General features: G+C 37.7%; 22 protein-coding genes, 1 tRNA gene and 1 pseudogene. 5 read left to right on the top strand and 19 right to left on the bottom strand.

Annotated features, from left to right (window positions below; all coding sequences use genetic code 11):
- Nucleotides 1-34: 34 nt before the first annotated feature.
- From TDE_RS06425 to ispE, 6 genes are all read right to left on the bottom strand, one after another.
- Complete coding sequence (locus tag TDE_RS06425; protein ID WP_002678898.1) at nt 35-2074, bottom strand: tetratricopeptide repeat protein; 2040 nt, start codon at nt 2072-2074, stop codon at nt 35-37.
- Nucleotides 2071-3435 (bottom strand): tRNA lysidine(34) synthetase TilS, encoded by a 1365-nt coding sequence (gene tilS, locus TDE_RS06420; protein ID WP_002678896.1) that lies wholly within the window; start codon nt 3433-3435, stop codon nt 2071-2073. The genes TDE_RS06425 and tilS overlap by 4 nt, the downstream gene beginning before the upstream one ends.
- A gap of 128 nt (nt 3436-3563) precedes the next feature.
- Nucleotides 3564-4199: a 50S ribosomal protein L25 gene (locus tag TDE_RS06415; protein ID WP_002678895.1), complete on the bottom strand. Its 636-nt coding sequence runs from the start codon at nt 4197-4199 to the stop codon at nt 3564-3566.
- Nucleotides 4200-4269: 70 nt separating this feature from the next.
- Nucleotides 4270-4342 (bottom strand) — tRNA-Gln (locus TDE_RS06410).
- An 85-nt stretch (nt 4343-4427) separates the two neighbouring features.
- Nucleotides 4428-4709, bottom strand: coding sequence for a septation regulator SpoVG (gene spoVG / locus TDE_RS06405; protein WP_002678893.1), 282 nt, complete (start codon nt 4707-4709; stop codon nt 4428-4430).
- 63 nt (nt 4710-4772) lie between these two features.
- A complete protein-coding gene (gene ispE / locus TDE_RS06400) occupies nt 4773-5627 on the bottom strand; it encodes a 4-(cytidine 5'-diphospho)-2-C-methyl-D-erythritol kinase (protein ID WP_002678892.1) in 855 nt (284 codons plus the stop codon).
- A 132-nt stretch (nt 5628-5759) separates the two neighbouring features.
- Between ispE and TDE_RS06395 the strand changes: the two genes are divergently transcribed.
- Nucleotides 5760-6800: a DUF2804 domain-containing protein gene (locus tag TDE_RS06395; RefSeq protein ID WP_002678891.1), complete on the top strand. Its 1041-nt coding sequence runs from the start codon at nt 5760-5762 to the stop codon at nt 6798-6800.
- A 15-nt stretch (nt 6801-6815) separates the two neighbouring features.
- Here the strand turns inward: TDE_RS06395 and TDE_RS06390 are convergent, their stop codons facing one another.
- The 8 genes from TDE_RS06390 to TDE_RS06355 all read right to left on the bottom strand — a co-directional run bounded on the left by TDE_RS06390 (nt 6816) and on the right by TDE_RS06355 (nt 17013).
- Nucleotides 6816-8213, bottom strand: a complete 1398-nt coding sequence (locus TDE_RS06390; protein ID WP_002678890.1) for an SGNH/GDSL hydrolase family protein — start codon at nt 8211-8213, stop codon at nt 6816-6818.
- Between the two features lie 14 nt (nt 8214-8227).
- Nucleotides 8228-9700, bottom strand: coding sequence for an MBOAT family O-acyltransferase (locus TDE_RS06385; protein WP_010956953.1), 1473 nt, complete (start codon nt 9698-9700; stop codon nt 8228-8230).
- A 21-nt stretch (nt 9701-9721) separates the two neighbouring features.
- Nucleotides 9722-10348 carry a periplasmic-type flagellar collar protein FlbB gene (locus tag TDE_RS06380; RefSeq protein WP_002678886.1) on the bottom strand — a complete coding sequence of 209 codons (627 nt, stop codon included), beginning with the start codon at nt 10346-10348 and terminating at the stop codon, nt 9722-9724.
- Between the two features lie 99 nt (nt 10349-10447).
- Entirely contained in the window at nt 10448-11512 is a 1065-nt protein-coding gene (gene hflC / locus TDE_RS06375; RefSeq protein WP_002678885.1) for a protease modulator HflC, read from the bottom strand.
- A 5-nt stretch (nt 11513-11517) separates the two neighbouring features.
- A complete protein-coding gene (gene hflK / locus TDE_RS06370) occupies nt 11518-12474 on the bottom strand; it encodes an FtsH protease activity modulator HflK (RefSeq protein WP_002678884.1) in 957 nt (318 codons plus the stop codon).
- 47 nt (nt 12475-12521) lie between these two features.
- Nucleotides 12522-14648: a ribonucleoside triphosphate reductase gene (locus TDE_RS06365; protein ID WP_002678883.1), complete on the bottom strand. Its 2127-nt coding sequence runs from the start codon at nt 14646-14648 to the stop codon at nt 12522-12524.
- 33 nt (nt 14649-14681) lie between these two features.
- On the bottom strand, nt 14682-15137 hold the full coding sequence (gene nrdR / locus TDE_RS06360) for a transcriptional regulator NrdR (protein ID WP_002678882.1): 456 nt from the start codon (nt 15135-15137) through the stop codon (nt 14682-14684).
- Nucleotides 15138-15249: 112 nt separating this feature from the next.
- Nucleotides 15250-17013: an ATP-binding protein gene (locus TDE_RS06355; RefSeq protein WP_002668661.1), complete on the bottom strand. Its 1764-nt coding sequence runs from the start codon at nt 17011-17013 to the stop codon at nt 15250-15252.
- Nucleotides 17014-17163: 150 nt separating this feature from the next.
- Between TDE_RS06355 and TDE_RS06350 the strand changes: the two genes are divergently transcribed.
- From TDE_RS06350 to TDE_RS06340, 3 genes are all read left to right on the top strand, one after another.
- Nucleotides 17164-17604 carry a hypothetical protein gene (locus tag TDE_RS06350; protein WP_002668656.1) on the top strand — a complete coding sequence of 147 codons (441 nt, stop codon included), beginning with the start codon at nt 17164-17166 and terminating at the stop codon, nt 17602-17604.
- A 12-nt stretch (nt 17605-17616) separates the two neighbouring features.
- Nucleotides 17617-18777 carry a hypothetical protein gene (locus TDE_RS06345; protein ID WP_002678869.1) on the top strand — a complete coding sequence of 387 codons (1161 nt, stop codon included), beginning with the start codon at nt 17617-17619 and terminating at the stop codon, nt 18775-18777.
- A 178-nt stretch (nt 18778-18955) separates the two neighbouring features.
- Nucleotides 18956-19651 carry a FecR family protein gene (locus TDE_RS06340; RefSeq protein WP_002678868.1) on the top strand — a complete coding sequence of 232 codons (696 nt, stop codon included), beginning with the start codon at nt 18956-18958 and terminating at the stop codon, nt 19649-19651.
- Here the strand turns inward: TDE_RS06340 and TDE_RS13370 are convergent.
- Nucleotides 19628-19747: pseudogene (locus tag TDE_RS13370) on the bottom strand (YigZ family protein); the annotation flags it as partial. The gene TDE_RS06340 and the pseudogene TDE_RS13370 sit on opposite strands and share 24 nt — an antisense overlap.
- Nucleotides 19748-19829: 82 nt before the next feature.
- Here TDE_RS13370 and TDE_RS06330 point away from each other — a divergent pair.
- Nucleotides 19830-20546 (top strand): hypothetical protein, encoded by a 717-nt coding sequence (locus TDE_RS06330; protein WP_002678867.1) that lies wholly within the window; start codon nt 19830-19832, stop codon nt 20544-20546.
- A gap of 26 nt (nt 20547-20572) precedes the next feature.
- Here TDE_RS06330 and TDE_RS06325 read toward each other — a convergent pair whose 3' ends face one another.
- Genes TDE_RS06325 through TDE_RS06310 form a run of 4 tightly spaced genes read right to left on the bottom strand, consistent with a single transcriptional unit; the run spans nt 20573 to nt 25069 of the window.
- The gene (locus tag TDE_RS06325; RefSeq protein WP_002678865.1) at nt 20573-21181 is read right to left on the bottom strand and encodes a YigZ family protein; all 609 of its coding nucleotides are present in this window, start codon (nt 21179-21181) and stop codon (nt 20573-20575) included.
- The gene (locus TDE_RS06320; protein WP_010956948.1) at nt 21178-22752 is read right to left on the bottom strand and encodes a ComEC/Rec2 family competence protein; all 1575 of its coding nucleotides are present in this window, start codon (nt 22750-22752) and stop codon (nt 21178-21180) included. Before TDE_RS06320 ends, TDE_RS06325 begins: the two co-directional genes overlap by 4 nt.
- A complete protein-coding gene (locus TDE_RS06315) occupies nt 22746-23918 on the bottom strand; it encodes a hypothetical protein (RefSeq protein WP_002678862.1) in 1173 nt (390 codons plus the stop codon). The genes TDE_RS06320 and TDE_RS06315 overlap by 7 nt, the downstream gene beginning before the upstream one ends.
- Nucleotides 23915-25069, bottom strand: a complete 1155-nt coding sequence (locus TDE_RS06310; protein WP_002678853.1) for a PilZ domain-containing protein — start codon at nt 25067-25069, stop codon at nt 23915-23917. Before TDE_RS06310 ends, TDE_RS06315 begins: the two co-directional genes overlap by 4 nt.
- Between the last annotated feature and the right edge of the window lie 5 nt (nt 25070-25074).

Below are 25074 nucleotides of genomic sequence, written 5' to 3'. Positions count from 1 at the left end.
AAAAATCAATAAGAAGAAAAGAAAAAAACTTATTTTATTCGTTGACGATTTCAGCAAAAACAAACCCTCCGGAGCGCACGGCAAAAACTTCGATATTATTTATACCAAACATATAGGAAACAACCGGAAGGGTCGTTTGGTTAAATATTTCTATAATTTTTTCGTTTACTTTTTCAATATTTGTAGGACTCCGATTAAGCCAGAACAGGTTTCCCTTATCCGAAGGAATGAGCAGAAGGTTTTCTTTTCCGTCAAACAATTGGAAAGGAACACCGTTTTTATAACTGACACGGATTTTTTTATTCAGCTTGGGATGAATCCATTCGGTTTGAGAGTCGCCATTTTCATATTGTGTATATGTAATTTCGTAGGAACCGTCCTCATCGCTGTCCCAAACCTTTGTAACGGAGCCGTCTTTTTGATGGTATTCCGAATATTCATAGAGTTTATTTTTATTTAAATCCATATCTATCCTTTTTAATACACCCTTTGGATCATACTCAATCCTTGTTTCAAAATAACCGTCTCCGTCTTTATCTATGTTTTCAAAAACAGGTAAGCCTTTTCTGTAATTAGTTTGCGAGTATGGCTCCCCTAGCACAGTTACCTCGGCCTTTATCGGGATACCCTTATCAAAGAATACTTTTTTTATGCCTCCGTCTATGTACGAAGTATTTTCTTCAGAAAATGCAGCGGAGTAAATCAATGCACCTTCATGAAGACTTCTTACATTTTTGCCTACTTTTAAAGAAAAAAAGGCCTGTTGTTTTTGGTGCATGCCATACAGCTTTAGGTTTAATTCTTTTAATTCTATCGGTGCCCAATTCAAGTCAAGGGGGCGCATGGTATACTTTTTACCGTTTTTGGTAAAATTTTTAACGGCCGGATATGAATCATAGGACACCGAATATTCATTTTTTTTGCCGTGAATTACGGAGGGAATACCGAAGTTACATTCCACAGTGTATTCGGGATATCCTGTTTGGAGGCTGTCAAATTCGGCACACCAGGGTCTGCCGTTTTTATAATAGATTTTAGAATCTATAATCAGATCTCCATTTTCATCATCGACAACCAAACCCTCATAAACAGATAAAAAGTTCTTAAGCTCATTTCTCAATTCGGAATTTACAACCAAGCGTAAAAGCTCGACCAAATGGGATTCATACATAGCCTGAGTAAGAATATACTCCTTCAAAATCGGGTTAAAATAATAAACCTTAGCCGATAAAAATTCGTTTACAGCCGTTTGTTCATCTATTATACCGTACCTTAGACAAAGCAATGTAGAATAAGAGCGGTTATATAAGTCGTCAAGATCATAAGATTCGGTAAAGGGTAAGTACATACCTCGATATAGTTTCAGCCGTCTGATATTTTCTTCCGATTTTGTTTCAAATGGACTTGCAAGCAAGAGGAGAGACGGATCCTCATCCTGCCACGCGTAAAGGCGGGAAATTATATGTTCGGCCAATTTTTTGCCTAAAAAGTTTACCTTTTTTCCGCGTTCCCGTAAAAAGAACAATTTTGCAAAAGAAGAATTAAAGGCCCAGCGGTCAAGAGCTTCGGAAATAAGCTGCTTTGCCTCATCATATCGCCCCAAGCCATAGAGGGCATCTGCCCTTACATAGTCCGACTCGGCAGATTCAAAGGGTAAACGTTTGACAAGATCCAGAGCTTCCTTGTATTTTAACATCCGTGTATTGACTTGAGCTGCCAATAAGCGGCCGGCATTTATATCGTATAAACGCCAGATCATTCCATCGGTACAGGCAGCATTGACTTTCTGCAATACATCGTCATTAGGATAATTTAATTTTAAACTGCATACTGCCTGAATATATAAAAAATCGGCGGTTTTCGAATCATAAACTTCACCAAGCTGGGCCTCAAATAAGGCTTCCTTCCATTTTTCTTCGGTAAAGAGCTTAGCGGAATTCTGCAAATATGATAGGGCAGCAGATAAATTTACCCCCTCAGTTTGATTTGCATAAATACCTATACAAATTAAAATAAAAAAAGCACATAATCTATGCTTGAGTTTAAAACACTTAAATCTACAGGAATATTTCATCTCTTTACTCCTAAATCCCCTACAACATACCAATTTTTTTTGCCGAAAACGGCTCCGTATATACCTTTAACTACCCCGCCCTCTTCGATTATCGGCAAAATATTTCTATTTTCATAGTCTATATTCCACTCATTTATAATTTTTTTTACCGATTTTTTTGAGCCCGAAGAGGTCTCAATTTCATCTCCAAAGAGGCGTGAACGCACACAAAAGGGAGGCTTAAAAGGACCTATACCGCAGGTTTTATCGCTTTCATGCACTATAAAGAAGCCGTCATCATTTTCTAAGGCCTTAAAATTTCCGGCAGGGGTATCAAAGGAGCAAGGCTTATCAATCCAGATAGAATAAAAAACTTCGCTTGTCTTTTCTTCGGTTACGGCCTTAAAAAGCAATACTTCATCTCCTTCTTTTTTTATACAAAAGCCGCCGGAAAAAATTATCTTTTTAGTATCGGAAAGCTTCATCAAATCGTCAAAGACCGAGTAAGGTATCCTTCTTTTTCCTTTTAAAAGAATAAGGCCTTCTTGAAGAAATTTAAGTTTTAAGGCTTCGTCAAGGCTTAGAAAAAAAAGAAATTTACATCGGCAGCAATCTTCCTTTTTATCCAATACCCATTCTTCTTTTTTTGTTTTATATGAGGCAATAACAAAATCGTTTTGAGCCTTTATTTTTGCCAAACTTTTATCCAAGCCGCTTTGCCAGCCGTCAAAGCAGATACTCAAAACAGGAAGAAGATTGTGTCTGACCTTATTTCTAAGATATGAGGCTTCAAGATTAGTAGCATCTTCTCTCCACGGGATATTTTTTTCTTTTAAATATTCTTCTATTTCCGAGCGGCTGATATTAAGCATGGGGCGTATAAATCTTCCCCGTCTTGGAGAAATCCCCATAAGGGCTTCAGGCTCGGAGCCTTGAAAGAGCCTCATCAAAACCGTTTCATAATTATCATTTTTATTATGGGCCGTTAGAATATAATCGGCATTTAAGGAGTCGGCAGCCTTTTCAAACTCATTGTACCTTAAAAAGCGGGCAGCATCTTCAATTCCGGTTTTTCTATTTTTAGCCTCATCAAATACCGTATTTTTAGGAATTTCGGCCAAAATACATGGACATTTATCATTACAAAAATCTAAAACAAATTGGGCATCGCCTAAGGTTTCTTTTTCGGGTCTTATATTGTGGTTTACAGTCAGTACAAAAATTTCGGCATTTATATCGCTCTTCAATTCCAAAAAGGCTGAAAGCATGGCCATAGAATCGGCTCCTCCTGAAACGGCAAGCAGGAGTCTCAAAGGTGCCGCCGTTCTATCGCATAAGGAGGAAAAGCCTAAAAGCACATCTTTTAAAAACGATTTTGCCATAAGATAGATTTTACACAATTTCTAAAAATGGTCAACAGTCAAGAAAAAATGCAGGGAAAGTTATAAAGACATAAAAAAACTTCCGCCCTTTAAATGGAACGGAAGTTTTGAAATATTAAGATTAAAGCTTATTTATCCTCTGCAGCAGGTTCGGGTGCGGCAGCGGCAGCTTCGGTTTCTTCACCTTCAGTTGCAGCCGGTGTTGTACTTTCAGCAGCAGCAAACTTAATAGCAGCAACCGTTATATCATCGCTTGTTAAAACGGTAACGGCTTCAGGAAGCTTAATATCCCTGACATGAAGCGATTGATTTACATCAAGAGCAGAAACATCAACGATAATTCTGGCAGGAAGATCCTTAGGCAGACACTCAAGTTCAAGTTCGGTAATACCGGTCTCAAGAATTCCACCATGGCGTACACCTTCGGGAGAACCTTCAAGTCTAATCTTAACCTTTGTACGTAAGGTCTTTCCTCTTTCTACTTCATAAAAGTCGATATGTTTAATCTTATCCGAAACAATATCATGCTGAAAATCTTTAATAAAAACTTCGTAATCCTTTCCCGCGGCATTTAATGTTACAATAGTACTTTCGGTAACAAGTTTAAAAAGTTTCATAAATTCTCTTTCATCAACATCAATAGGAACGGATTTGCCGTGTCTATCATACATTACTGCGGGAATTCTTCCAGCTTTTCTCATTTTTACAGCGGCATTTTTACCATATGTTGATCTTTCATTTGCGTTTAACAGTCTCTGTTCCATAATCCCAGAACTCCTCTAATACCAATTATTTAGTTTGCAACAAGGGCCGCCGATAAAAGCAGCCTCAAAACTGGGACGGTAGGATTCGAACCTACGGAATGACGGCACCAAAAGCCGTTGGCTTACCACTTGCCGACGTCCCAAAATATATACAAAAAGCCGAAAGCTAAATTGTATCCAAAAACAGAAAAATAAAACTAGTATTACGTCACAAATTGATTGCTAAAGCTAGATTTCAGCCTCTTGCCCGGGCATAATAGGTGTTTTTTCGTAAACCTCCAAAACAGCCTTTGTCATCTTTTCCCTAAACTCGGCAGTGATAGGATGAGCTATATTTTTAAACTCACCGTTACTCAACTTCCGGCTGGGCATTCCAATGTACAAACCGTCATTACCCTCGATCACTCTTACATTATGAAGGACAAAGCAATCATCAAACGTAATATTAGCATAAGCCTTTAAACTATTCCCCGGACTCACTCTCTGAACACGGACTTCTGTAATTTCCATACTGTCCTCCTTGCATAATAATATTGGTAATACTTACCTACCAATATTTTACTACGCTTTCTATCAGAACGCAAGTAACAAAAAGAAAAAACATCGTCCATATTCGGCTAAAAGCTTAGAATAAGCATTTTTGACGGTTTTTTCATTTTTAAAAAGCCCGAAAACTGAAGAACCGGCACCGCTCATAAGAGCAAAATCAGCCCCGTTAGTTAAAAGGTCTTGTTTTGCCTTTTTTATTGCAGGATATTCCGTAAAAAGAACGTCTTCAAAACTGTTAAAAAAAGGCCATTCACGGCAATCTTTACCGCAAAAAAGCTCAGGATTAAAAGCAGGATTCAGTATCTCCGATTCTTTACGGCCTAAAAGGCTGTAAGCCCTGGGTGTAGCGCTTTTTATTTCGGGATAAATCAAAATCCCAAAATAATCTGAAAAAACTGAAACCCTTTTTATCGTTTCTCCGCGGCCTCTTACAACCGCAGCCTCATTTCCCAAAAAAAAGGGAACATCGCTTCCTATTTTCAAAGCTATAGCCCTTAAGTCTTCTTCCGCTAAACCGGTAGAAAACATATCGTTAAGCCCCCGCAAAACCGAAGCGGCATCGGAAGACCCGCCTCCCAATCCGGCACCTTCAGGGATTCTTTTTAAAATCCTAACGGAAATGCCTTCAGAAATACCGGCAAAGTTTTTAAACTCTTCATAAGCTCTTGTAATTGTATTTTCTGCCGGCAATTCAGCCAAAGGAGACAATACCTTACATTCTTTTTTATCCGGTTTTCTTTGCATCAAAAGCTCATCGGCAAGAGAAATCGGAGCAAAAACACTTACGATGTCATGAAATCCGTCGCTTCTCTTTCCTAAAACTTCCAAATGCAGATTAATTTTTGCATGAGCTTTAAGGCTAATCGCACTTTTAATCATGTCTTAAGCATTATATCCAATTATAAAGTTTTGTCAATACAAAATAATGGAAATTTACGTAATTTATAAGAGCATTTTAATCGGTTTTAGTGTATAATGGACATCGCAAATAAATCGATGGAGGAAAAATTTATGAATCATGAAGTCAAGGAAAAACAAGATTTACTCAATGCGCAGGGTCATATCACCGAAGAAGGATGGGCAAGATTTCCTGTATGGAACTATGATAGAAGTAAGATTAAGGCTTCGGCATTTAAAATAAAGGAATGGGACTATTACAGCATAACCAATTCCAAGGAGCTTTGGAGCTTAAATACTACAATGGCAGACTTAGGTTTTGGAGCCTTATTTTCCGTTTCGTTTATTGACTTAAAAAAGAAAGCTTTTTCACAGGAAGATGCTATGACCTTCTTTACCTTCGGTAAAACAGGATTAAAACCTTCATCCCTAATGGATCATAAGCTTGAGTTTAAAAATAAAAAAATGAAACTGCTTTTTTGTAAGCAGGGAGAAAAAATTATTATACAAACAGATGTGCCTCATATGCACCTGCCTTGCGGAAAAACAGGGCTTAAAGCAGATATTGAGCTTACACGAAATCCGAATGATGAGAGTATGAACATAGCAACTTCATGGAAAGAAAACCGTAAGTGTTTTTACTTAAATGAAAAGGTCAACTGTATGCCGGTAAGCGGAACCGTAAGCCTTGGAAACGATAAAATCACTTTAGAAAAAAACAGCTCTTGGGCTGTACTGGATTGGGGCCGGGGTTTTTGGACAAGAAAGAACCGTTGGTATTGGTCAAGCGGGAGCGGTATAGTCGAAGGGAAGAGATTCGGCTTTAACCTAGGTTATGGTTTTACCGATAGGAGCCCTGCAAGCGAAAACGTAATTTTTTATGATGGAAAAATACATAAACTTACAGATGTGGAATTTCATATTAAAAATGATGAGTATTTAAAGCCTTGGAATTTCATATCAAGCGATAAACGTTTTGAAGCCGAGTTTATACCGGCTATAGACCGCTCGGCAAATACGAATTTAGGGCTTATAAAAAGCGTTCAACACCAAGTATTCGGCTTTTTTTCGGGTCAGGCAGTATTGGACGAAGGCAAGATTGTAAAATTCGAAAATTTTCCTGCCTTTGCTGAGGATGTATTAAATGTCTGGTAAAACTATGGGCTTAAATTAAGGCGTACAGGGTTCCAGATCCCAATCCTTATAAAGCAGCTCTAAAAAGGGCTGCATAATATATTCACCGCCTGAAACCGTATAATGATGCCCGTCATCTTTCATAAGTCTTATTTTTTTACCTTCGGCGGTTTTAACGGTATCGGTATAAGGAACCCCTTCTCCGGGAGCGATACTGCTTAGAGAAAATTTATTAAGGATTATACTCGAATATTCAGATGCTATTTTTTTCTGTAAGTCTTCAATATAGAGTAATTGGGCATTGTATATTTTATCCCGTACAATAGGCATGCCCAGCCAATACACCTTTTTTGTATTTGCAAATAAAACGTCCAAATGTGTTATTACCTTATCCCTATAAGCCGATTCCCAGTCTTCAGTTTCTTTTACAAGAACTTTGCCATTATCTGCATAAAAATTTTGATAATCATTCATTCCTAAAAAAATGACGGCAATATCATAGCGTTCGTTTTGACTTTCTTCAAATACATTCTTTAACTTTTTAGGCCAGTTGTAATAATCGCTTCTTATAAAACCTGAAGAGTGAACCGAAATTTCTTTTACCCTTATGGAAGAGTTTTGACCTGTAAGCCTTAAAAAGCCTGCGGCAATACTGTGCATCTGAGAATCCCCTATCATTAATATACGCAAGGGTCTTTCCGTATTATAGGTATAAACCTTTTTAGGCGCCTCAGCCTGCTCTACATTTGATTCTCCTTCCTTAACGGCAGTTTCGAATATATCTTCCTTTCTTAATTCCAACATTTTTTGTGTGAGTCTTATTTTTTCAAGCTCTGCAATTCTAGCCTGCTCAATGTCCTTTAACCTATCCAAAACCGTATTTACATTTTCAAGTTTTGCCTCAAGCTCATCTATCATTTTTTTAACGGCGGCAACATCTTCCGGTTTTGATTCTGCCGGTAAACCGTCTCTTGCTCTTTCTAAGTCTTTCTCAAGATTATCTATAGAAGATTTTTTATCTTGAGATTTATCTATAGCCTGCCCTAAGTTTTCCAAGGCTAAAAGTCTTTCCCGATGAATTAATTCTGCAGAATCCATATAATAAAAAGAATCCCAATCGCTTAAACCTTCAAGACCGGCATAGCGTAAAAAGAAAGTTCTTGCAGAAGGAATCAGATTATCAAGTTTCAATTTTTGAGACAGTTCCGAAACGGGTTTAACGGCAGTCCTGAATACCTCTGCGGCATAAGGATTTTTTATTTTAGATGAAAAATTGTCTAAAGATTTACCTAAGAGCAGCATGAAGAAAAAAATACAGAGTAAAAAAAACGAAAGAGCTTTGTTTGCAGAATAAAAGATGGATTTTTTATTTTTTAGTTTTATTTTAAAAGGAAGAACATCATTTAGTTTTTTTATTGTATCTTTTAGTTTCATATGTCAACTTTCACCTAAAATGCAAAATAAATAAACGGCGGTATACCCGAAGTTGAAACCGCATAAAGAGCGGCTAAAAAACTGACGGTGGTAACAACCTTAACAATCATCGGAAGACGGCTATATATTGTAAAAGCTTTTTTCCTTAAACTTTCCGAAGGAAGCTGCAAAGAAAGGCCTGCAAAAAAGATTAAAAGAATAAATGGACTTATAATTTGAAATGGCTGAGAAATATTGCCAAGAGATCTTAAATATAAACTCAGTTCCGATAGTGACGGCGAAAAAAACACAAGCCAGCTGATATTTACGAATATAAAAACCGGTATAATTCTCAAAAAATCAAAACTTTTTTTTGCGTCTTTTTCTTCATCTAAAATTTCTTCTCCTATAGCTTTACGTTCTTTTATTTCCGAAAAAATCTTTTCGATACACAGCATTGTCCCCTGCATAGCTCCCCATATTAAAAATGTCCATGAAGCCCCGTGCCAAAGTCCTGCAATGAGCATCGTAAAAAAAAGCGCAAAGAGAGCTCTGGCAAGACCGAATCGGGAGCCGCCTAGGCCAAAATAAAGATAATCTCTAAGCCAAGAAGAAAAACTTATATGCCACCTTCTCCAAAACTCGGTGATAGACTTTGAAACATAGGGACGGTTAAAGTTTGCAGGCGTATTAAATCCCAAAAGGATTCCTATACCTATCGCCATGTCGCTGTAGCCCGAAAAATCTGCGTAGATAATTATCGTATAACATAGTAGTCCGAAAATAAGCTCCCATGTATTATAAAATGAAGGATTTGCAAAAATTTTATCGGTAACGAGTATGGTCAAAAAATTTGAAATTATCATTTTTTTATACAAGCCTGAAATTAAAAACACGATAGCACGGTCAAAGGCTATGGGTTTTGCTCCTTTTTCATTATCGCAGTTAAGTGCCCGAGGAAGGTCCTTAAAAAAATACTCGGCCTGAACAATCGGCCCTGAGGACAGCTGAGGAAAAAACGATACATAGAGTAAAAAATCCCAAAAAGATTTTACATGCCTTATCTTACAAAGATAAATATCGAAGACATAACTCATACATCGAAAAGTATAATAAGAAATTCCAACAGGAACCAAAAGAGACCAAGAACGCAGAGTTAAAAGAGTAGAATTAACAAACATATCCGGAAAAAATTGGTTTAAATATGAGAGCAGGGTGTAAAGGTATTTAAAAAATCCCAGATATAAAATATCGATAATACAGATAATGATTACGATAGCCTTTCGAGGAGCATAATTTTTTTCTTTATCGAGAAGAAAACCGTAAAAATAATTTATAAGGGTAAAAACAAAAAGCAGAATACAAAAACGCCAATCCCACATTGCATAGAAAAAATAAGAGGCGGCCGTTAAAAGGATTTTACGTTCTTTTTCCTGCCTAAAAATATACCAGTATAAAAAAAAGACTGAGAGAAAAAAAACTGCAAAAGAAATCGTCGGAAAAAACATGCTTGAATTTTAAATTACCGATTACGGGAAGGTAACAGGCTTATTTGCCATCTTACGCTGAATCTCCGCAGCCCTGGAGGCCGGCATCAAAGAAAACCAATAAGCAACCGAAGAGTTTTTACCTTCTTCTGCAGCTATTTTTTCTACAGCCCTAAGCACGTCAATTATATCCTGATCGTCCATGGCTATAAGATTTGAAACGGCTTTTTCAGGGGGCATACCGTTTATATATTTAGCGATTTGGATTATGTTCGCCTCACGGGCATCCCGTTCCACAACCAAAAGATTATAGTTCTTTTCTTTTTCTTCTATAGCCAACCTGCGGTCATCGAGCTCTTCGGCAACCTGTTTATTTTCGTTTTCCTGAGTTTGAACATCTTCCTCCCGCTTATCCAATTCCTGAGAACGCAGCTCTAAGGCCATCAAGCGTTTTTCGTAGCGGTCATTTTCCAAATTTGCCATTTCATCGGAATCTAAGGGGGCAATACCCTCAGGCGTTTTTAAACCGAAAAAGGAGTAAATAGGAGAAAACAAGCTCCTTGAGCTGATTAGGCCTAAATAATCAAACCACAATAGGCCTCCGAACACAAGTAAAACAATCAATATCAAAAGAACAATAATACGTCCTATAGTTCCGCTTCTTCTCAAAATTTTTACCTCCCATACAATCAATAAACAGTGAGGCAGAATTCCTGCCGAGCTGTTTATCGTACCTCCTATATAATATCGGAAAAACTTCTTCTAATGTTAATGCCTATACAGATACTGAAAATATTCCATATCCGTTGAGAGGACTTTTTCGGTCTCGGGCAAGGAATTTTTATAAATCTCCATGCTTTTCCAAAAGCTGTAGAATTCGGGAGACTTACCGTAGCTTTCGGCATAGATTGCAACAGCCTTTGCATCGGCATCTCCCTTTATCCTTTCTGACTCGGCATAGGCTTGCGACAGGATAGTCCGCTTTTCGTTTTCCAACTCTCCTAAGATTTTAAGTTTTTCACCGTCGCCTGTAGACCTAAAGGTTCCGGCGATCTGATTCCTTTCTTTTATCATGCGGCTGAATACGGAATTTTCAAGCTCATCCGAATACTTAATTCCTTTAAAAATCAGGTCAACCACCTCCAAGCCGAATTCACCCAGCTGGCTATTGGCCTTGGCCAAAATTTCATCAGCCAGAGTTTCCCTGCCCTTTTTTATCACAGGGAAGTTTACTTTTTCCGTCTTTAAGGAACCAAGGTCAACTTCGGCATTTTCAAGGTTAAACTCTTCCGTTTTTTTGCTTTCATTTATAATATTTGAACTTCGTACAACATCGGCAAGACTGTTTACAGAAATAATATCTCTAACAGATGAATCTACAATATCCGAAAGGCGGGAATAAGCGCTATCATAGGTTGTAAGGGATTCATAAAACTTTTTTACGTCAACTATACGCCATCGGCTGGTAGTATCTACCTTAAGATACTGTTTTTCTAAAGTAAGAATCTTTTGTGGATCGCCGTCAAGACGTAAGAGTTTTGCCGTGTATTTGTTTACGGTATGAATCAAGGGCATTTTAAAATGAAGCCCGGCCTCTTTTTCCGTTTTTACTACAGCTCCGAATTTCGTTATAATGGCAACATTGCCCTCATTTAAAATATAAAAAGGTTTTAGGAAAAAAAACAAAACAAGAAGTATAACCACAAAGAAAAACAATCCGAAACCTTTTTTGTCTTTTTTGTTTTTTTCGGGTTTTATCTTATTTTTGGAAGAAGGACTTTCAAATCTTACATCTTCAGTGTTTCCGTTTTCGGTATTTTCATAGTTTTCCATAAAAATCAGTTGCCTCCTTTATTTAATTCTTTTAAAGGTAAAAAGTTTTTTAAGTTTTTGTCTATGAGGGTAACATTTTCATTATTTTTAAAAATAGCATCGAGAGTTTCAAGGTACAGCCTTCTCCTAGTAATATCGGGAGCCTTTACATATTCCGAATAAACGGCGTTAAAACGGGCAACATCTCCCTTTGCCTTGTTTATTCTTTCGGAAGCATAGCCCCTAGCTTCTTCAATCATTTTTTGAGCTTCACCCTTTGCCTTAGGAATCTCTTTATTGTAGGCTTCTTTTCCTTCGTTTATGAGCCTGTTCATATCCTGAATTGCTATGTTTACATCCTCAAAGGCAGCTTGAACTTCATGAGGAGGGACAATGTTTTGCAATTGTACCGAGGAAACGGAAATTCCAAGACCGATCTGCTTATATTTTTCGTTCATTTTTTCTTGTGCTAAAACTGCAATGCTGTCACGATCCAAGCTGATTATGTCCATTATAGCCCTGTCCCCTACCAAGCTGTTGACAACGGATTTTGAAACATCTCTGACGGTTTTATTTCTTTGATCTTCGTCAACATTAAAAAGCCAAGCCTTAGGGTCCACTATTTTATACTGAATAACCCATTCAACATTTATGATGTTTAGGTCTCCCGTAAGCATCGAGGACTCATTAAGCATGGAATTTTGATATTCGCTCCTTTCTCCTGCCTTGGAAGTTCTAAAACCGAATTCTTCCTTTTGAACGGTTTTAACTGGAACCTTATAAACCCGATCTACAAAGGGAATTACAAAATTAAGCCCCGGTGAAAGGGTATTTGTATATTTACCGAAACGGGTAACAACTCCGTTATCCGTTGTAGGAATAACCTTTATTCCCGAAAAAGCTATAAGAGCAATTACGACAAGTATTATTACCGTGCGTAAAGCTCCTAACATCTTTGAAGGATCAACCTTTTTTTGCTTCATTTTTTTCCTCCATGAAGAATCTATTTTTACCATTACTTCTAAAAAATTTAAATCTTAGAAGAAACACTCAAGACCTCGGCCTTTTCTTTTTCAAGCTCGGCCAGTTTCAGTTCAAGTTTTGCCTGTTTTTCTCGCTTGCAATAAGGGCACTCAAAATGTTCGCCCTCAAGATAGCCGTGAACAGGACATATCGAAAATGTCGGCGAAATCGAAAAATAGGGAATACGGTAATTGTTTGCAACAGCCTTAACCAAATCCCTGCAAGATTCCCAATCCTTGATAGATTCACCCAAGAATATGTGAAAAACCGTGCCTCCCGTATACTTACGCTGTAAACTTTCTTGATGATCCAAGGCTTCAAAAACATCGGTAGTATAGGCAACGGGAAGCTGGCTTGAGTTGGTGTAATAAGGCTCGGCATCTCCCGAACTTATTATATCGGGGAACTGATTTTTATCGTGGCGAGCCAGTCTGTAAGAAGTACTTTCAGCCGGGGTTGCTTCAAGATTGAATAAGCTGCCCGTTTCTTCTTGGAAGTCTGCAAGGCGGTTTCTCATATAGGTTAAGACCTTTTCGGCAAAGGCCTTTCCCCTCGGGCTTACAATATCTTCACCCAAAAAGTTTAGGCAGGACTCGTTCATACCGCAAATTCCTATAGTCGAAAAGTGATTGTTTAGATGATGTAAATACCTTTTTGTATACGGGAAAAGGCCTCCCTCCAGTAGCTTTTCGATTACCTTCCGCTTTATCTCAAGGCTTTGCTTTGCGATGTCCATGAGGTAGTCCAAGCGGTCAAAGTAGTCCTTTTCGGTTTTTGACAGGTACCCGATTTGAGGCATATTTATCGTAACTACCCCTATGGATCCTGTAAACTCATCGGAGCCGAAAAGTCCGCCTCCTCTTTTACGCAATTCCCTTTTATCGAGTTGAAGACGGCAGCACATGGAACGCACATCCCCGGGATTTAGGTCGGAATTTATAAAGTTTTGAAAATAGGGCGTACCGTATCGGGCAGTCATCTCAAAAAGCAGTTTTGCATTCGGACTTGACCAGTCAAAATCGGAGGTTATATTGTAAGTGGGAATTGGATATTGGAAACCTCGTCCTGCGGCATCTCCTTCAAGCATAAGTTCAATAAAGAGCTTATTTATCATATCCATTTCTTTTTGACAGTCACCGTATGTAAAATCCTGTGTTTCGCCCCCGACAACAGCCTTTTGGTTTGCAAGGTCGGGCGGACATACCCAGTCCAAGGTTATATTCGTAAATGGAGCCTGAGAACCCCAGCGGCTGGGAGTGTTTACACCGTAAACAAAGCTTTGAAGGCACTGTTTTACGTTGGCTTCACTCATCTTATCTTTTTTTACAAAGGGAGCCAAATATGTGTCAAAGGAGCTGAAGGCTTGAGCTCCAGCCCACTCGTTCTGCATAATGCCTAAAAAGTTGACTATCTGCTGAATAAGTGTCGATAAATGCTTGGGAGGCTTTGAGGTAATCTTATCGGGAACCCCGCCTAAGCCCTCATGGATAAGCTGCCTAAGGGACCAGCCTGCACAGTAGCCTGAAAACATTGAAAGGTCATGAATATGAAAGGCTGCAGTTATATGGGCTTCGGCAATGGCAGGTGTATAAATATTTTTAAGCCAATAGTTTGCCGTAATAGTACCTGAGTTATGGAGAATAAGACCGCCTAAAGAAAAGTTTACGTTGGCATTTTCTTTTACGCGCCAGTCGGATTGACTTAAATATCCGTCCATGGTGCTGTTTATATTCAGCATGAGGCTTTCCGCATCCCGTACGGCCTCCCTCTTTGCCCTGTAAAGGATATAGGCCTTTGCGAGACGGGCTTCCTGCTGTTCAATTAAAACAAGCTCTACAACGTCCTGAATCTCTTCTATTGCCGGAATAGAATGAGCATAACGGGATGCCATAATATTTTTAAGCTTTTCTTCGACCTTGTCCGTTAAAAACACAGCTTTTTCATCATTTGGGCTGCCTTCAACTGCGGTTATAGCCTTATTGATTGCCTGTTCTATTTTTTTTCGATTATACGCCTCAATTTCTCCCGAACGTTTTACTACCGAGCGCAAAATTTCAGGCTTTGCCTTCTCCATTGTCCCTAAAAAGGACTTCCATTCAGGAAAAACCGTTTGATTTGTAGTTTTTTCCTCCATAACTTTTAATACCTCCCAATTTATTTACATCATTTATTTTCTTACTTTTTTTACCTCGTTTACAAATTCATCCAAGTTGCTGAATTGTTTATAAACGGAGGCAAAGCGGATATATGCCACCTTGTCTATTGAATACAAATGAGATAGAACCATTTCGCCTAAAACAGTAGTTTCTATTTCTTTGTTAAGACCGGAATTTAAAACAGCTTGATCTTCAATTTCAGTAACAATATTTTCTATACTGTTTAAGGAAACAGGCCGCTTTTCAAGAGCTCGTTCAATACCTTTTTCAAGCTTTTTTCGGTCAAAGGGCTCCCTGCGGCCGTCTTTTTTGATAACCATAAAAGGTTTTTCTTCAATATGCTCATAACTTGTAAAGCGGTAACCGCAGGCAAGACACTCCCGTCTCCTTCGGATACAATCCCCTTGAGCCAGAGTTCTTGATTCCATAACCTTATCATCGCAGTTTCCGCAATGCGGACATCTCATATTTTACTTACAGGATGCCTAAAAGCCGGCATCCCTCCCTCCCAAAAATAGCGTATCTAATTATACACTACAGGATAACACACTATATATAGCGTGTCAAGCCGATATTAAATTATTTTTCTCCTAAAAGCTGTTTTATTTCGAAAATTTCCGAAGACATGGCAGAGCGCTGCATGGATTGGTATTTTTTCGGAACCATCTCCTTGCTTGTGCACTCGATTGCTGCAACTAAATTTTGCAGCTCTATCTCATAAGGATAAGAAGGCGGAATAAAATCGGCTATAGTTTCTTCCAAGTCTTTTTGTATAACCATTGCCCTGCCTTCTACAGTGGCGTTCATCTTAGCACGCACAAGTATGGCTTCTATATCAGCACCGGATACATCGAATTTAATCTTTTTTATTATCGAATTTAAATTTACATCATGGAGCTTGATGCGGAGCTTTCTTTGAAGGGTTTCAAAAAGGTCGAGCCTTTCGGCATCGGTTTCGGGGTAAAAAAGAGCCAGATGTTCTTCAGCCCTGCCCTGCCTTTTTAAGTCGACGGGAATCAGGTCGGGGCGGCAGGTAATCAAAAACCAGATTATCTTTCCCCTGTAAGCCGTGTTTCCCATAAAATTTGCTATTTGAGCAAAAACCCTGCTCGAAGTACCGGATATATCGTTAGCAGTGCGGTTTCCGAGCACAACATCGGCCTCATCTATCATCACAGCCACAGGCGACATAGCCCTCAAAATATTCAGCACCTTTTCAAGATTCGATTCGGTAGCCCCCTGCCATTGAGAGCGGAAATTGCGTAAACGCACCATAGGAATGCCTATTTCGCCGGCAAAGGCCGACACTATAAAGGTCTTTCCCGTGCCTATTGGGCCGGAGATAAGATATCCCATGGGAAGAACATCGGTTCGGGCGGCCTTTAAAGCCTTAGCCGCAATTTTAAAGCGCTTTTTTACAAAATCATGACCCGAAACAAGGGAGAGGTCATAATCCGTATCTATAAATTCCAAGAGGCCTCCGGCTTCATTTTCGATAATCTCCCTCTTCTTTGTTGCCAAATAATCCAAACTTATAGGCTTGTCGTCCTGATAAGACTCTCCTACAAGCTGGTAAAGATTTAATAGGTTTAAACCGGAGGTTAAAGCGCCCATTCTTTCAGGACTCAAGCCCCGCTCAGCTAAAAGGATTTCTTCAGTCCGTCGTAAATGTTCTAAAAAATTAACCCTTACGGCTGCATCAGGCAGAGGAATACGCACCTTTATTGTAGAAGGAGAAGCTGTAAGACGGGGGTTTAGGTCTGTCAGGTTTTCGGTAAGCATTATTATCGAGATATCTTCCCGAGTAAAAGAAGGCTCATGGGACCATCTGTTTAGGGTAACAAGGCAGTACCTATCGGTTTCATCCAAATTTCCGATCTCATCGGCAGGAATTATGGTTTCGGCATAATCTACGATAAGAACAATCCTCAAATTCTTGCCGAAATTTAGAACAAAATACCTTTCAAGGTAAGAAAAAGCCTCCTCAGGATCGCGGGATAAAAAGTTTTCGGGAGGTACATCAGGATAAGTCATATGCATTGTCTCAAGATAGGCTCTTTCCATATCGGAAGTACAAAAAGAAACGCCTCCGGACTTATCGTAATACACTATTATGTCCTGATTTCCAAACAAAACTTCGGAAATATAGTCTCTTATTTTTACGAACAAGAAGTTATGCCCGTATTCGGTTATTTGATGGGGTAAAAAATCCCTTATATTTCCATGCACAAAGTAAAGGTTTGCCGTTTTTGAGCAATATTTTCTGGAAAGCTCCTGTGCCCATTCCGGCAAAATATCTATATAGGCACTGTTTTCTTTAATCAGCTGTTTTCCCGCTGCCATAATCCCTCCCGCCTTATAATCACCATACAACAAAAAAAATAAAATTTCAAGAAGAAAATAATTTCATTTTTTTTATATTCCGATTGTTGTTTTTTATTTTTTGTGATATACTTATATATAAGTAAAACTGTAATAAATAAGGGAGGCTGTATGAAAAGAATATCAACAATTCTTATATATTTAGGTATTGGAGCAATTCTTTTTGCTCAATCGGCAGAAAAGGTGGATGAGATTTTAGCATCAAAGACCTTAACAATAGGACAGGCATGCTATCTTGTAGGTACTTCTACCGGAGAAGTCGATGATAAGAGCTCCTATGAAACGGCCTTTAATAAATTTAAGGGGCTTAAAATGTTCGAAAATAAAAAGCATGATGAGCCTATTAGATTTGACGAATTTTCTAATTTGGCTTTGCAGTATTCTTCGATAGAGCATGGCTTATGGTATGGAATTGCAAAAAATCCGCACTACGCTTTTAGACAGCTTAAAACAATGAAGCTGATTCCCCATAAAACGGTTCCGTCTTCACATATTACGCCGTTTACCGCAATCAATCTATTGGCCAAAATAATGCCTAAAGAGGACAAGTAAGGAGGATAGATAATGAAAAAAGTAAAATTGTTTATATTTTTGTTTTTAATTATTGCATTAAACCTTTCAGCCTTTGAAGGAGGCGGAATGCTTAAAACGGGTCTCGGCATTGACCTTGGTAAAAACAAAACAAACTTATCTCATTTCGATAGTCTGTCTCTTTGGGCTAAACAAAATCTCGATAAAGAAGGGAATTATAATTTTGCTATTCAGTCTTCATATTTGTTCAATTTAAAAAAGCCTATAAAACCTGATGGAAAGTTGGATTTAGATCATATTGTTAATTTGGATATGCTTAAATTCTCATTCCTAGTCCCCATAGGTAATGACAGTTTGACCATTGACGCCGGCAGGTACAATATCTCCGATATAACTGCTGTAATTTTAAATCAAAACATTGATGGTGTATATATAGCATACAATAAAACTAATTTTTCAACATATTTTAACCTAGGATACACAGGGCTTTTAAACTCCTATGTAAATCCTATCAATGCAGCAGGTATAACATCAATATTAAAGAAGCAAACAAAAATTTACAATCTTGCACCGTCTTTTGTTCATATGTCTGCTTTGTTTCACGTTCCTTTTCAATCATTGCGTCATGCCATTGACTTTGATTTGAACTCGTTCATGGCAACGGAAAATCCGAAGACAACAAATAATTATGCCTCAATATCGGTAAACGGTCCGATAGTTAATAGACTTTTTTACCTTGCATCAGTATCAACATCCATTTTAACACGGGACAAAAGAAAACCGCAAACAGGCTTTTTTTTAAAAGGAGAACTGGACTACTATTTTGAAAAATACGATTCAAAACTAGGTTTAAAAATGCAATTATTTTCAGGCGGCAAGATGAGCTTTAAATCTTTTACGCTTTCAACTATGTCAAAGGTTAACTTTATGGAGCCTACGGATTTATTGAAAATAAGTTTAGATGGCAGCATAAAACCTGTAAAAAATTTGTTTTTAAGTACGGAAGCAGCTATTATGGCTTATGCAGCAACTCAACCTAAGGGTAGAAGCAATTTTGCCGGTTTTGAGTGGAATGTGTCTGCCAATTATACAATACTTCAAGATATATCCATTAGTACCGATCTAGGTATGTTTGTGGGAAAAAACGGTAAGTTTGATGCAGTGTTCAAATTAAAGGGCATCATTTCGTTCTAAGATTTTTATAGGAGATATGATAAACAGCTCGGCAGGAATTCTGCCTCTCTGTTTATCTTCGAGTTTTGTGCAAAGCACAAAACATCATGTGGTTGTATGCGGTTTGTTTACAAACCGCTTGAAAAAACTTTTTTCGGAAATTGATATTTCCTGCAAAAAGTTTTTATAGGAGAAAAAGATGAAAAAGGTATTTCTTATTATTAGTTTGGTTTGCTTTATGTTAACTCCGCTTTTGGCTATTAGCGGTGAGGTTGTTGCAGTCAAGGGAAAGGCTGAAATAAAGCAAGGCGGAAAATGGATTCCTGCAAGGGCTGGAAACAAAATAACATCGGGACTTATGATTTCGACAGGGTTTAAATCCGAACTGACTTTAAAGATTGACGGTTCCGTTATTACGGTTAAACCTATGACAAGGCTTACAATCGAAGAAATCGCCGAAAAGAATGAAACCGTTTCTTCGGAAGTTTACTTAAATGTAGGTTCCGTAAAGGCCGATGTAAAACCGGCTTCAACAAAAAAGGTTGAGTTTAAGGTAAAAACACCTGTTGCAACAGCTTCCGTTCGCGGAACATCGGGAGAGATCGGTTCTGACGGTCTTTTAATCGGAACAAGCGGAATATGGTCGTATGTAAACAATGATGGAATTGAAACAAGGGTAAATATCGGCGACTCTGTTATTATAAGCGATACAGGGATGGTAACTCCGGCTCAAAATATCAAGGCTAATGAAGTTTTACCGGCATCAGTCGCAACTCTTGCAGAAGCGGAAGCCAATTCTCCTACGCTTACCAACCAATCACCCGGCATTGAAGACGCAATAAATACGGCGGCTTCAGTTTCAACACTATCTTTAAGTATAGGCTGGAAAGACTAAACTTATACCGCCCTTTGAAGCATTTTCAATAAAGGCTTCAAAGGGTGCTTTTTTTTCTAAAGGAATTTGTCCGTTTATTGTTACCTTATAGGAATAAATACTCATTTACTCAATTAAATAATCTCGATTTAGGAACGAAAAGCAGCCTATTTTGATTAACGTTGAGGAGTTTTAGCTAATGAAAACTAAACACGGTATTATATTTTTATCTTTAGGAATATTTATTTTTTCATCATGTATAACAGTAAAGTATTATGGAACCGATACTACAGCATTTGAAACAAAATATTTCGGAAATATTATTGAATTTAAAAAGTCAGCCGTTGCTGATTCTAATGATATTATTTTGAATGGAAAAGAAGACTTTAGGTTAGGCTTTGATCCTCTTTATCCAAATGAAGTAGACCTCATGAAATGGACAGGAAAAATCTGGTTTAACGATATTTTTTACGATATTCAAATTAACTATCGGCAAAAGAAAGGAAACTATGGAATTGAAAATATCCGAAAAGTTGATATTCAAAATCTCCCGCCTATCTATAAATTTGAAAAATTCAATATATCCGGTTCGCAAGCGATTTGGGAAAAATCCGTACATGAGTCGGAATTACCGGTTAAGCTTGCAACTTTTTCTGTTGAAAACGTTGAATTTTATGTACTGTTAACAAGCATGTATACCGTAGCGACAATGAAAGATAATATGAGTTCGTTTATTCAGATGGTTAAATCAAAAGATCAGGTATTCCATATTGTTAGTTCAGACGGAATAATTTATGCAGAATTTACTAAAGATAAATATAAACTATTTGAGGTGAATAATTCAAAATTGGATTCTAAAAAATTATGGCCTTGTATAGCAGTATTTTCGATTGTAAGAATTATCTGTTCCAAATAGAATTTATATGGCATATTTGCAAATTCTCAAAACCTGTCATACATTGGAAAGACTAAACTTATACCGCCCTTTGAAGCATTTTCAATAAAGGCTTCAAAGGGTGCTTTTTTTTCTAAAGGAATTTGACCGTTTACCCTTACCTTTTCGCTGTAATCGGCTTGTAACATTTCAACCGAAAATTCATCAAGACTGCGTTTTAAATTTTCCCATTCGGAATAAGAGCATTCAAATTGAAAAGGCTCTTTTTTGATAAGCTCTTCGGTTGAAGCTTCTTGAAGAACAAGTTTTGCAGAATCCGAGTAAGCTTTTACCAAACCGCCTGTTCCCAAAAGGGTGCCGCCGAACCAGCGTGTAATTGTAAGCATTATGTTTGTGATTCCTGAACCCTTGAGCACTGCAAGAGCCGGCCGGCCGGCAGTTCCCGAAGGTTCTCCGTCATCGGAACAGCCTAAAACCTCTCCGTTTTCGCCTGCAATAAAGGCATGGACTACATGGCGGGCATCTTCGTATTTTCCCTTTTGGCTTTTTAAAAGTTCTCTGGCTTCGGCGGCCGAATTTATAGGAAAAATTTCCGCTAAAAATCTTGAGCTTTTTACGTTGAGCTCACTTGAAGCATACCGCATTAAAACTTTCATTTTAAAAGGTTCTCCATCTTTTTTAGCTTTCTATCGGCATAAAACACACAAATTAAGCCGGCCGTAAAGGGAAGTATTGCAAAAGTTAAACCGGCAAAAAAAGTATCTGCCGTCATCAGCGGAAAAAGGGCAAAAGTTCGAATAATAAAAAATATCAAATCATAAAAAGCATTTAAAAAGTAAGAAAAAATAAAGCCCGTAAACGGAAATAAAAGAGAAATAAAAATTGCCCCAAGGCCTAAAATTAAAAAGGCAGATATCAGAGGGCTTACAATGATAGAAGCAATTATACCTATAGGCGCTAAGACTCCTATTTTGCTTATTACTATAGGAGCGGTAAAGGTTTGCGCACCTATTGAAGCCGAAAAACTTCCCAATATTTTAGGAGGTATTTTTCCGTTTAAGATATCGAATACGGCACTTCCAAAGATAAGAATTCCGGCCAAGGCACCGTAAGAAAGCATAAAGCCGAGACTTAGGGCATCATCAGGCTTTACGGCAATATGAAAAATAAGCATTGTACATAAAACCGAAATCATAGGAGGCTGGAGCCCCAAGGACTTGCCTATAATAATTAAAATCATCATGCCGAGGGCACGATTAAGAGAGGGGGCAGCTCCTGCAAACCAAACAAAGAAGATAATAGAAACTAGTGAAAACTTTATCGCGAGGCTTTTTTTCCCGAATATAGAACCCATCTGCAAGGCGGTTAAGCTTACCAAAGAAACATGCATCCCCGAAAGGGCCAAAACGTGAGCAAGCCCTGCATTTCTAAAAGCTTCCGAAACAGGAAGAATCAAAAAATCCCTGTTTGCAGAAAGGAGGGCTAAAAGCAAGGCACCGGCACTCCCCCACCCAGCCAACAAACGCATAAGATAAAACCGTAAAAAAGCCCTGAATCTTAAAACGGCCGATCTCCAACCTAAAAATTCGGGAACGGATTTATCTCCAAAAAAGGCCAAGGGGCTCATAGCGTTTTTCTTTGCTCCGAAACGGCCCGAAGCTTCAAATATTACGCCCTTGGAAAAATTGGCTAAAGCTTCTTTTCTTGAACCGGTCTTATAGGGCGCCGAATCGGCGGCCTTGTAGGCCGTCTTGTAGACCGAAATTCCGTAAGCATTATTTTGTAAGACCATATCCGAAGGAAAAAATATTTTTATATTTCCCTTTGCAGAAAATTTGGCCCCATTATTATACGAAAAAGAAATAAGTTTAGCATTTGCAGCATAGTATTTTTCACCTGCAGGATAAGCTTCTCCCGTAAGCTCGGCTTGAATACTTTTAACCTTATTTAATTCGGCAAGGGAAAAAGGCTCCGCATAGATAAAAAATAAACGCAATACTGCAAGGCTTCCTATAAAAAGCCCTGCAAAGATAAAAAAGAACTTCTTTTTTCTAAATATAAAACCGATTATAAAACTTAAAATAAAAATAGAAATTATCAAAAATTTATTAAAATAATTTCCTATTGCACAAAAAAAATAAAAAGATAAAACAGCGGCACAAGCTGAAACTACAATCGGTTTTAATACAAAAAACTTATTACGTGTTAATTTGTTTTCATTTACCACTTTAACTCCTCTATGGCATTTCGAGAAGCTTGTTTAACCGTTTCAGAATAATTTAAGTATTCAACATACAATAGATAGTCAAATGCGGTTTTATCCCCAAGCTTTCTCAAAGCCGTAATTACACTGAGCACTAATGGCTCACTGTATTGCTTTGTTTTTTCGGTTTCCGAATTTAACACACCTAAAAATATCGACAAATTTTGAGAACACTCGATTGTACCTAAATTTCCCATACAATCGATTATCTTAATAAGCAATTCATCGCCCCGCGGGCTTGTTTTACGCAAACCCTGAGCATAGTAAAAAAATTTGTTTACCTGCGAAGAAGCCTTACTCCACTTCAATGCAGATAAAACAGGTAAAGTCTCTTCAATCAAGTTTTCAGAACTCTCAAGATCCGCTCCTTTTAGATTTTTAAGACCGTAATCAATTACAAGCTCACTAATCCTGCCAAGCTCAGGGCCCTCAATACGCTTATTTTCTTTTGCCAATAAATACAGTGTCCATATATATTGTATGTTTTTTTGCATTGTTTTAGCAAGAATTTCATCAAAATAATTAAAAGAAATATTATTTAATGCAGTTTTTACCGTATCCTTTAAACCATCGTTTACAGGATAAAATAAGGTTTTAATCAAGACGTCAAAAGAAGAAGGATCTGCAAAATTCCCGAGAGCTTCGGCGTAGACTCTTAGAAGATTAACGTTAGACGCCTTGCCTGAAAGTAAATCGGATAAACCTGAATCATAAAGAGAATTCAGATAATCCGTAAAGGCGGAATCTTTTTGAACCAATTTGCTTAGACTTTTTAAGCAGGCTATTTGAAAATCTTCATTTTCAACCGTAGAAAACAAGTAGCGGATACTTGCAGAGGCCTTTAATTCGTTTAGCTCTCCAAGCTTGGTTACGGCAATTATACCTATATTTAACAACCTGTCATCATTTTGTAATATTGCATAAGAGGTTTTAACATATTCCACCGCATCTTGATATATGGGAATTAAGCTTTTATCCTCTGACTGTGAAAGTGAACGCAAAATAACGGCCTTCACATCTATCCCTGCAGAAATAAAATCTTTACGCAAATTTAAAAGCTCATCTTGGTCTACAGCAAAAATAGAAAAAACACAAAAGATAAAAACTAAAACAAAAGCTATTCTTTTCATACAGACCCCTTACTTTCTGCAAAATCATAGAGCATTTGACCGTCAGTTAAGCCGTCTTGCAAAAAATCGTTATCTTTTATTTTTTGGTCTGCCACTGAATGATCATTATTTTCTTCTTTTAAAATATTGTTTATAAATTCGGTGTTATCATCGGTAGTCGCTATATTATATATATAGGATAAAATAACATTTTTCATTTTTTGGTCTAAAAATTCACATTGAAAATGTACTCGCGATTTATTTAAGGGTTGGTCATAAACGAAACGGACAATCTTACCGCACATTACAATCTCGGTATTTTTTAGTTTAAATTGCAGCTTCATTCTGATACCCTTTGCAGCCTTGCCTTTTACAAAAAACATGGCTCCGTCTTCCGATATGTCCTTTATGTTTGATTTTACTCCGCCCTGAATTTCATAATCGGAGTTATAAGGATCTCCAGCCCTAAGAGGAAACATCAAGCCTTCAATATCACATGAAGCTCTAACCGATTTTCTTTTTTGTGTACGAACAATTTTTTTTGAATGCTTAATATAAATTTCTATTCGGTCCTCTATTTTTTTTGCCTTGACGGCTTCAGAACTAAAGACATATCCTGCATCATTTTGTTTCCAAAAATAAACCCTTACAGCCTTATTTTGCCAATTAACTTTTTCGGCTCTTTCTGCAGATGCATCAAAGAGGGCAAACACAAGCTCATTCTTTGTATTTGCCATAAGTTTGCCGTAAACGGTTGTTTCTCGCGGCACAAAGATAATACAAATTTGGCCGATATAAATTTCATGAGTCGATTCAATTCTTCGTTTTTTTTGAACTTCTTCCAATTCAATTTTTGTGCGGTAATCATAGAGTTTGTTAAGTAAAATTTGCATTTTTTGAGAAACATCGGCATCCAGCTTATTTTCAACCTGACGGGCAATAAAGCGTATGCATTCATCTAAGGCAGCAACCGACCAAAAAAGACGGGTTTTATCTTCAAGACCTACATAATTGGCTGTCCGCCACAACAATAAGAGATTAGAAAATAAAAATCCCCTGTCTTTCCCTTCGGTAAAAAAACGGATTAAATCCAAAAACCGTCTCCCCGGAAGAGTGAACGAGAAAGCCGTAAATAAAAGAAACACAATAAAAAAAACTACAAGAATATACATACTTA

Origin of the sequence: Treponema denticola ATCC 35405 (assembly GCF_000008185.1) — a bacterium.
GTDB classification, from domain to species: domain Bacteria; phylum Spirochaetota; class Spirochaetia; order Treponematales; family Treponemataceae; genus Treponema_B; species Treponema_B denticola.
Note: the sequence above shows the minus strand (reverse complement) of the source record. Positions and strands in the feature narration are given on the sequence as shown.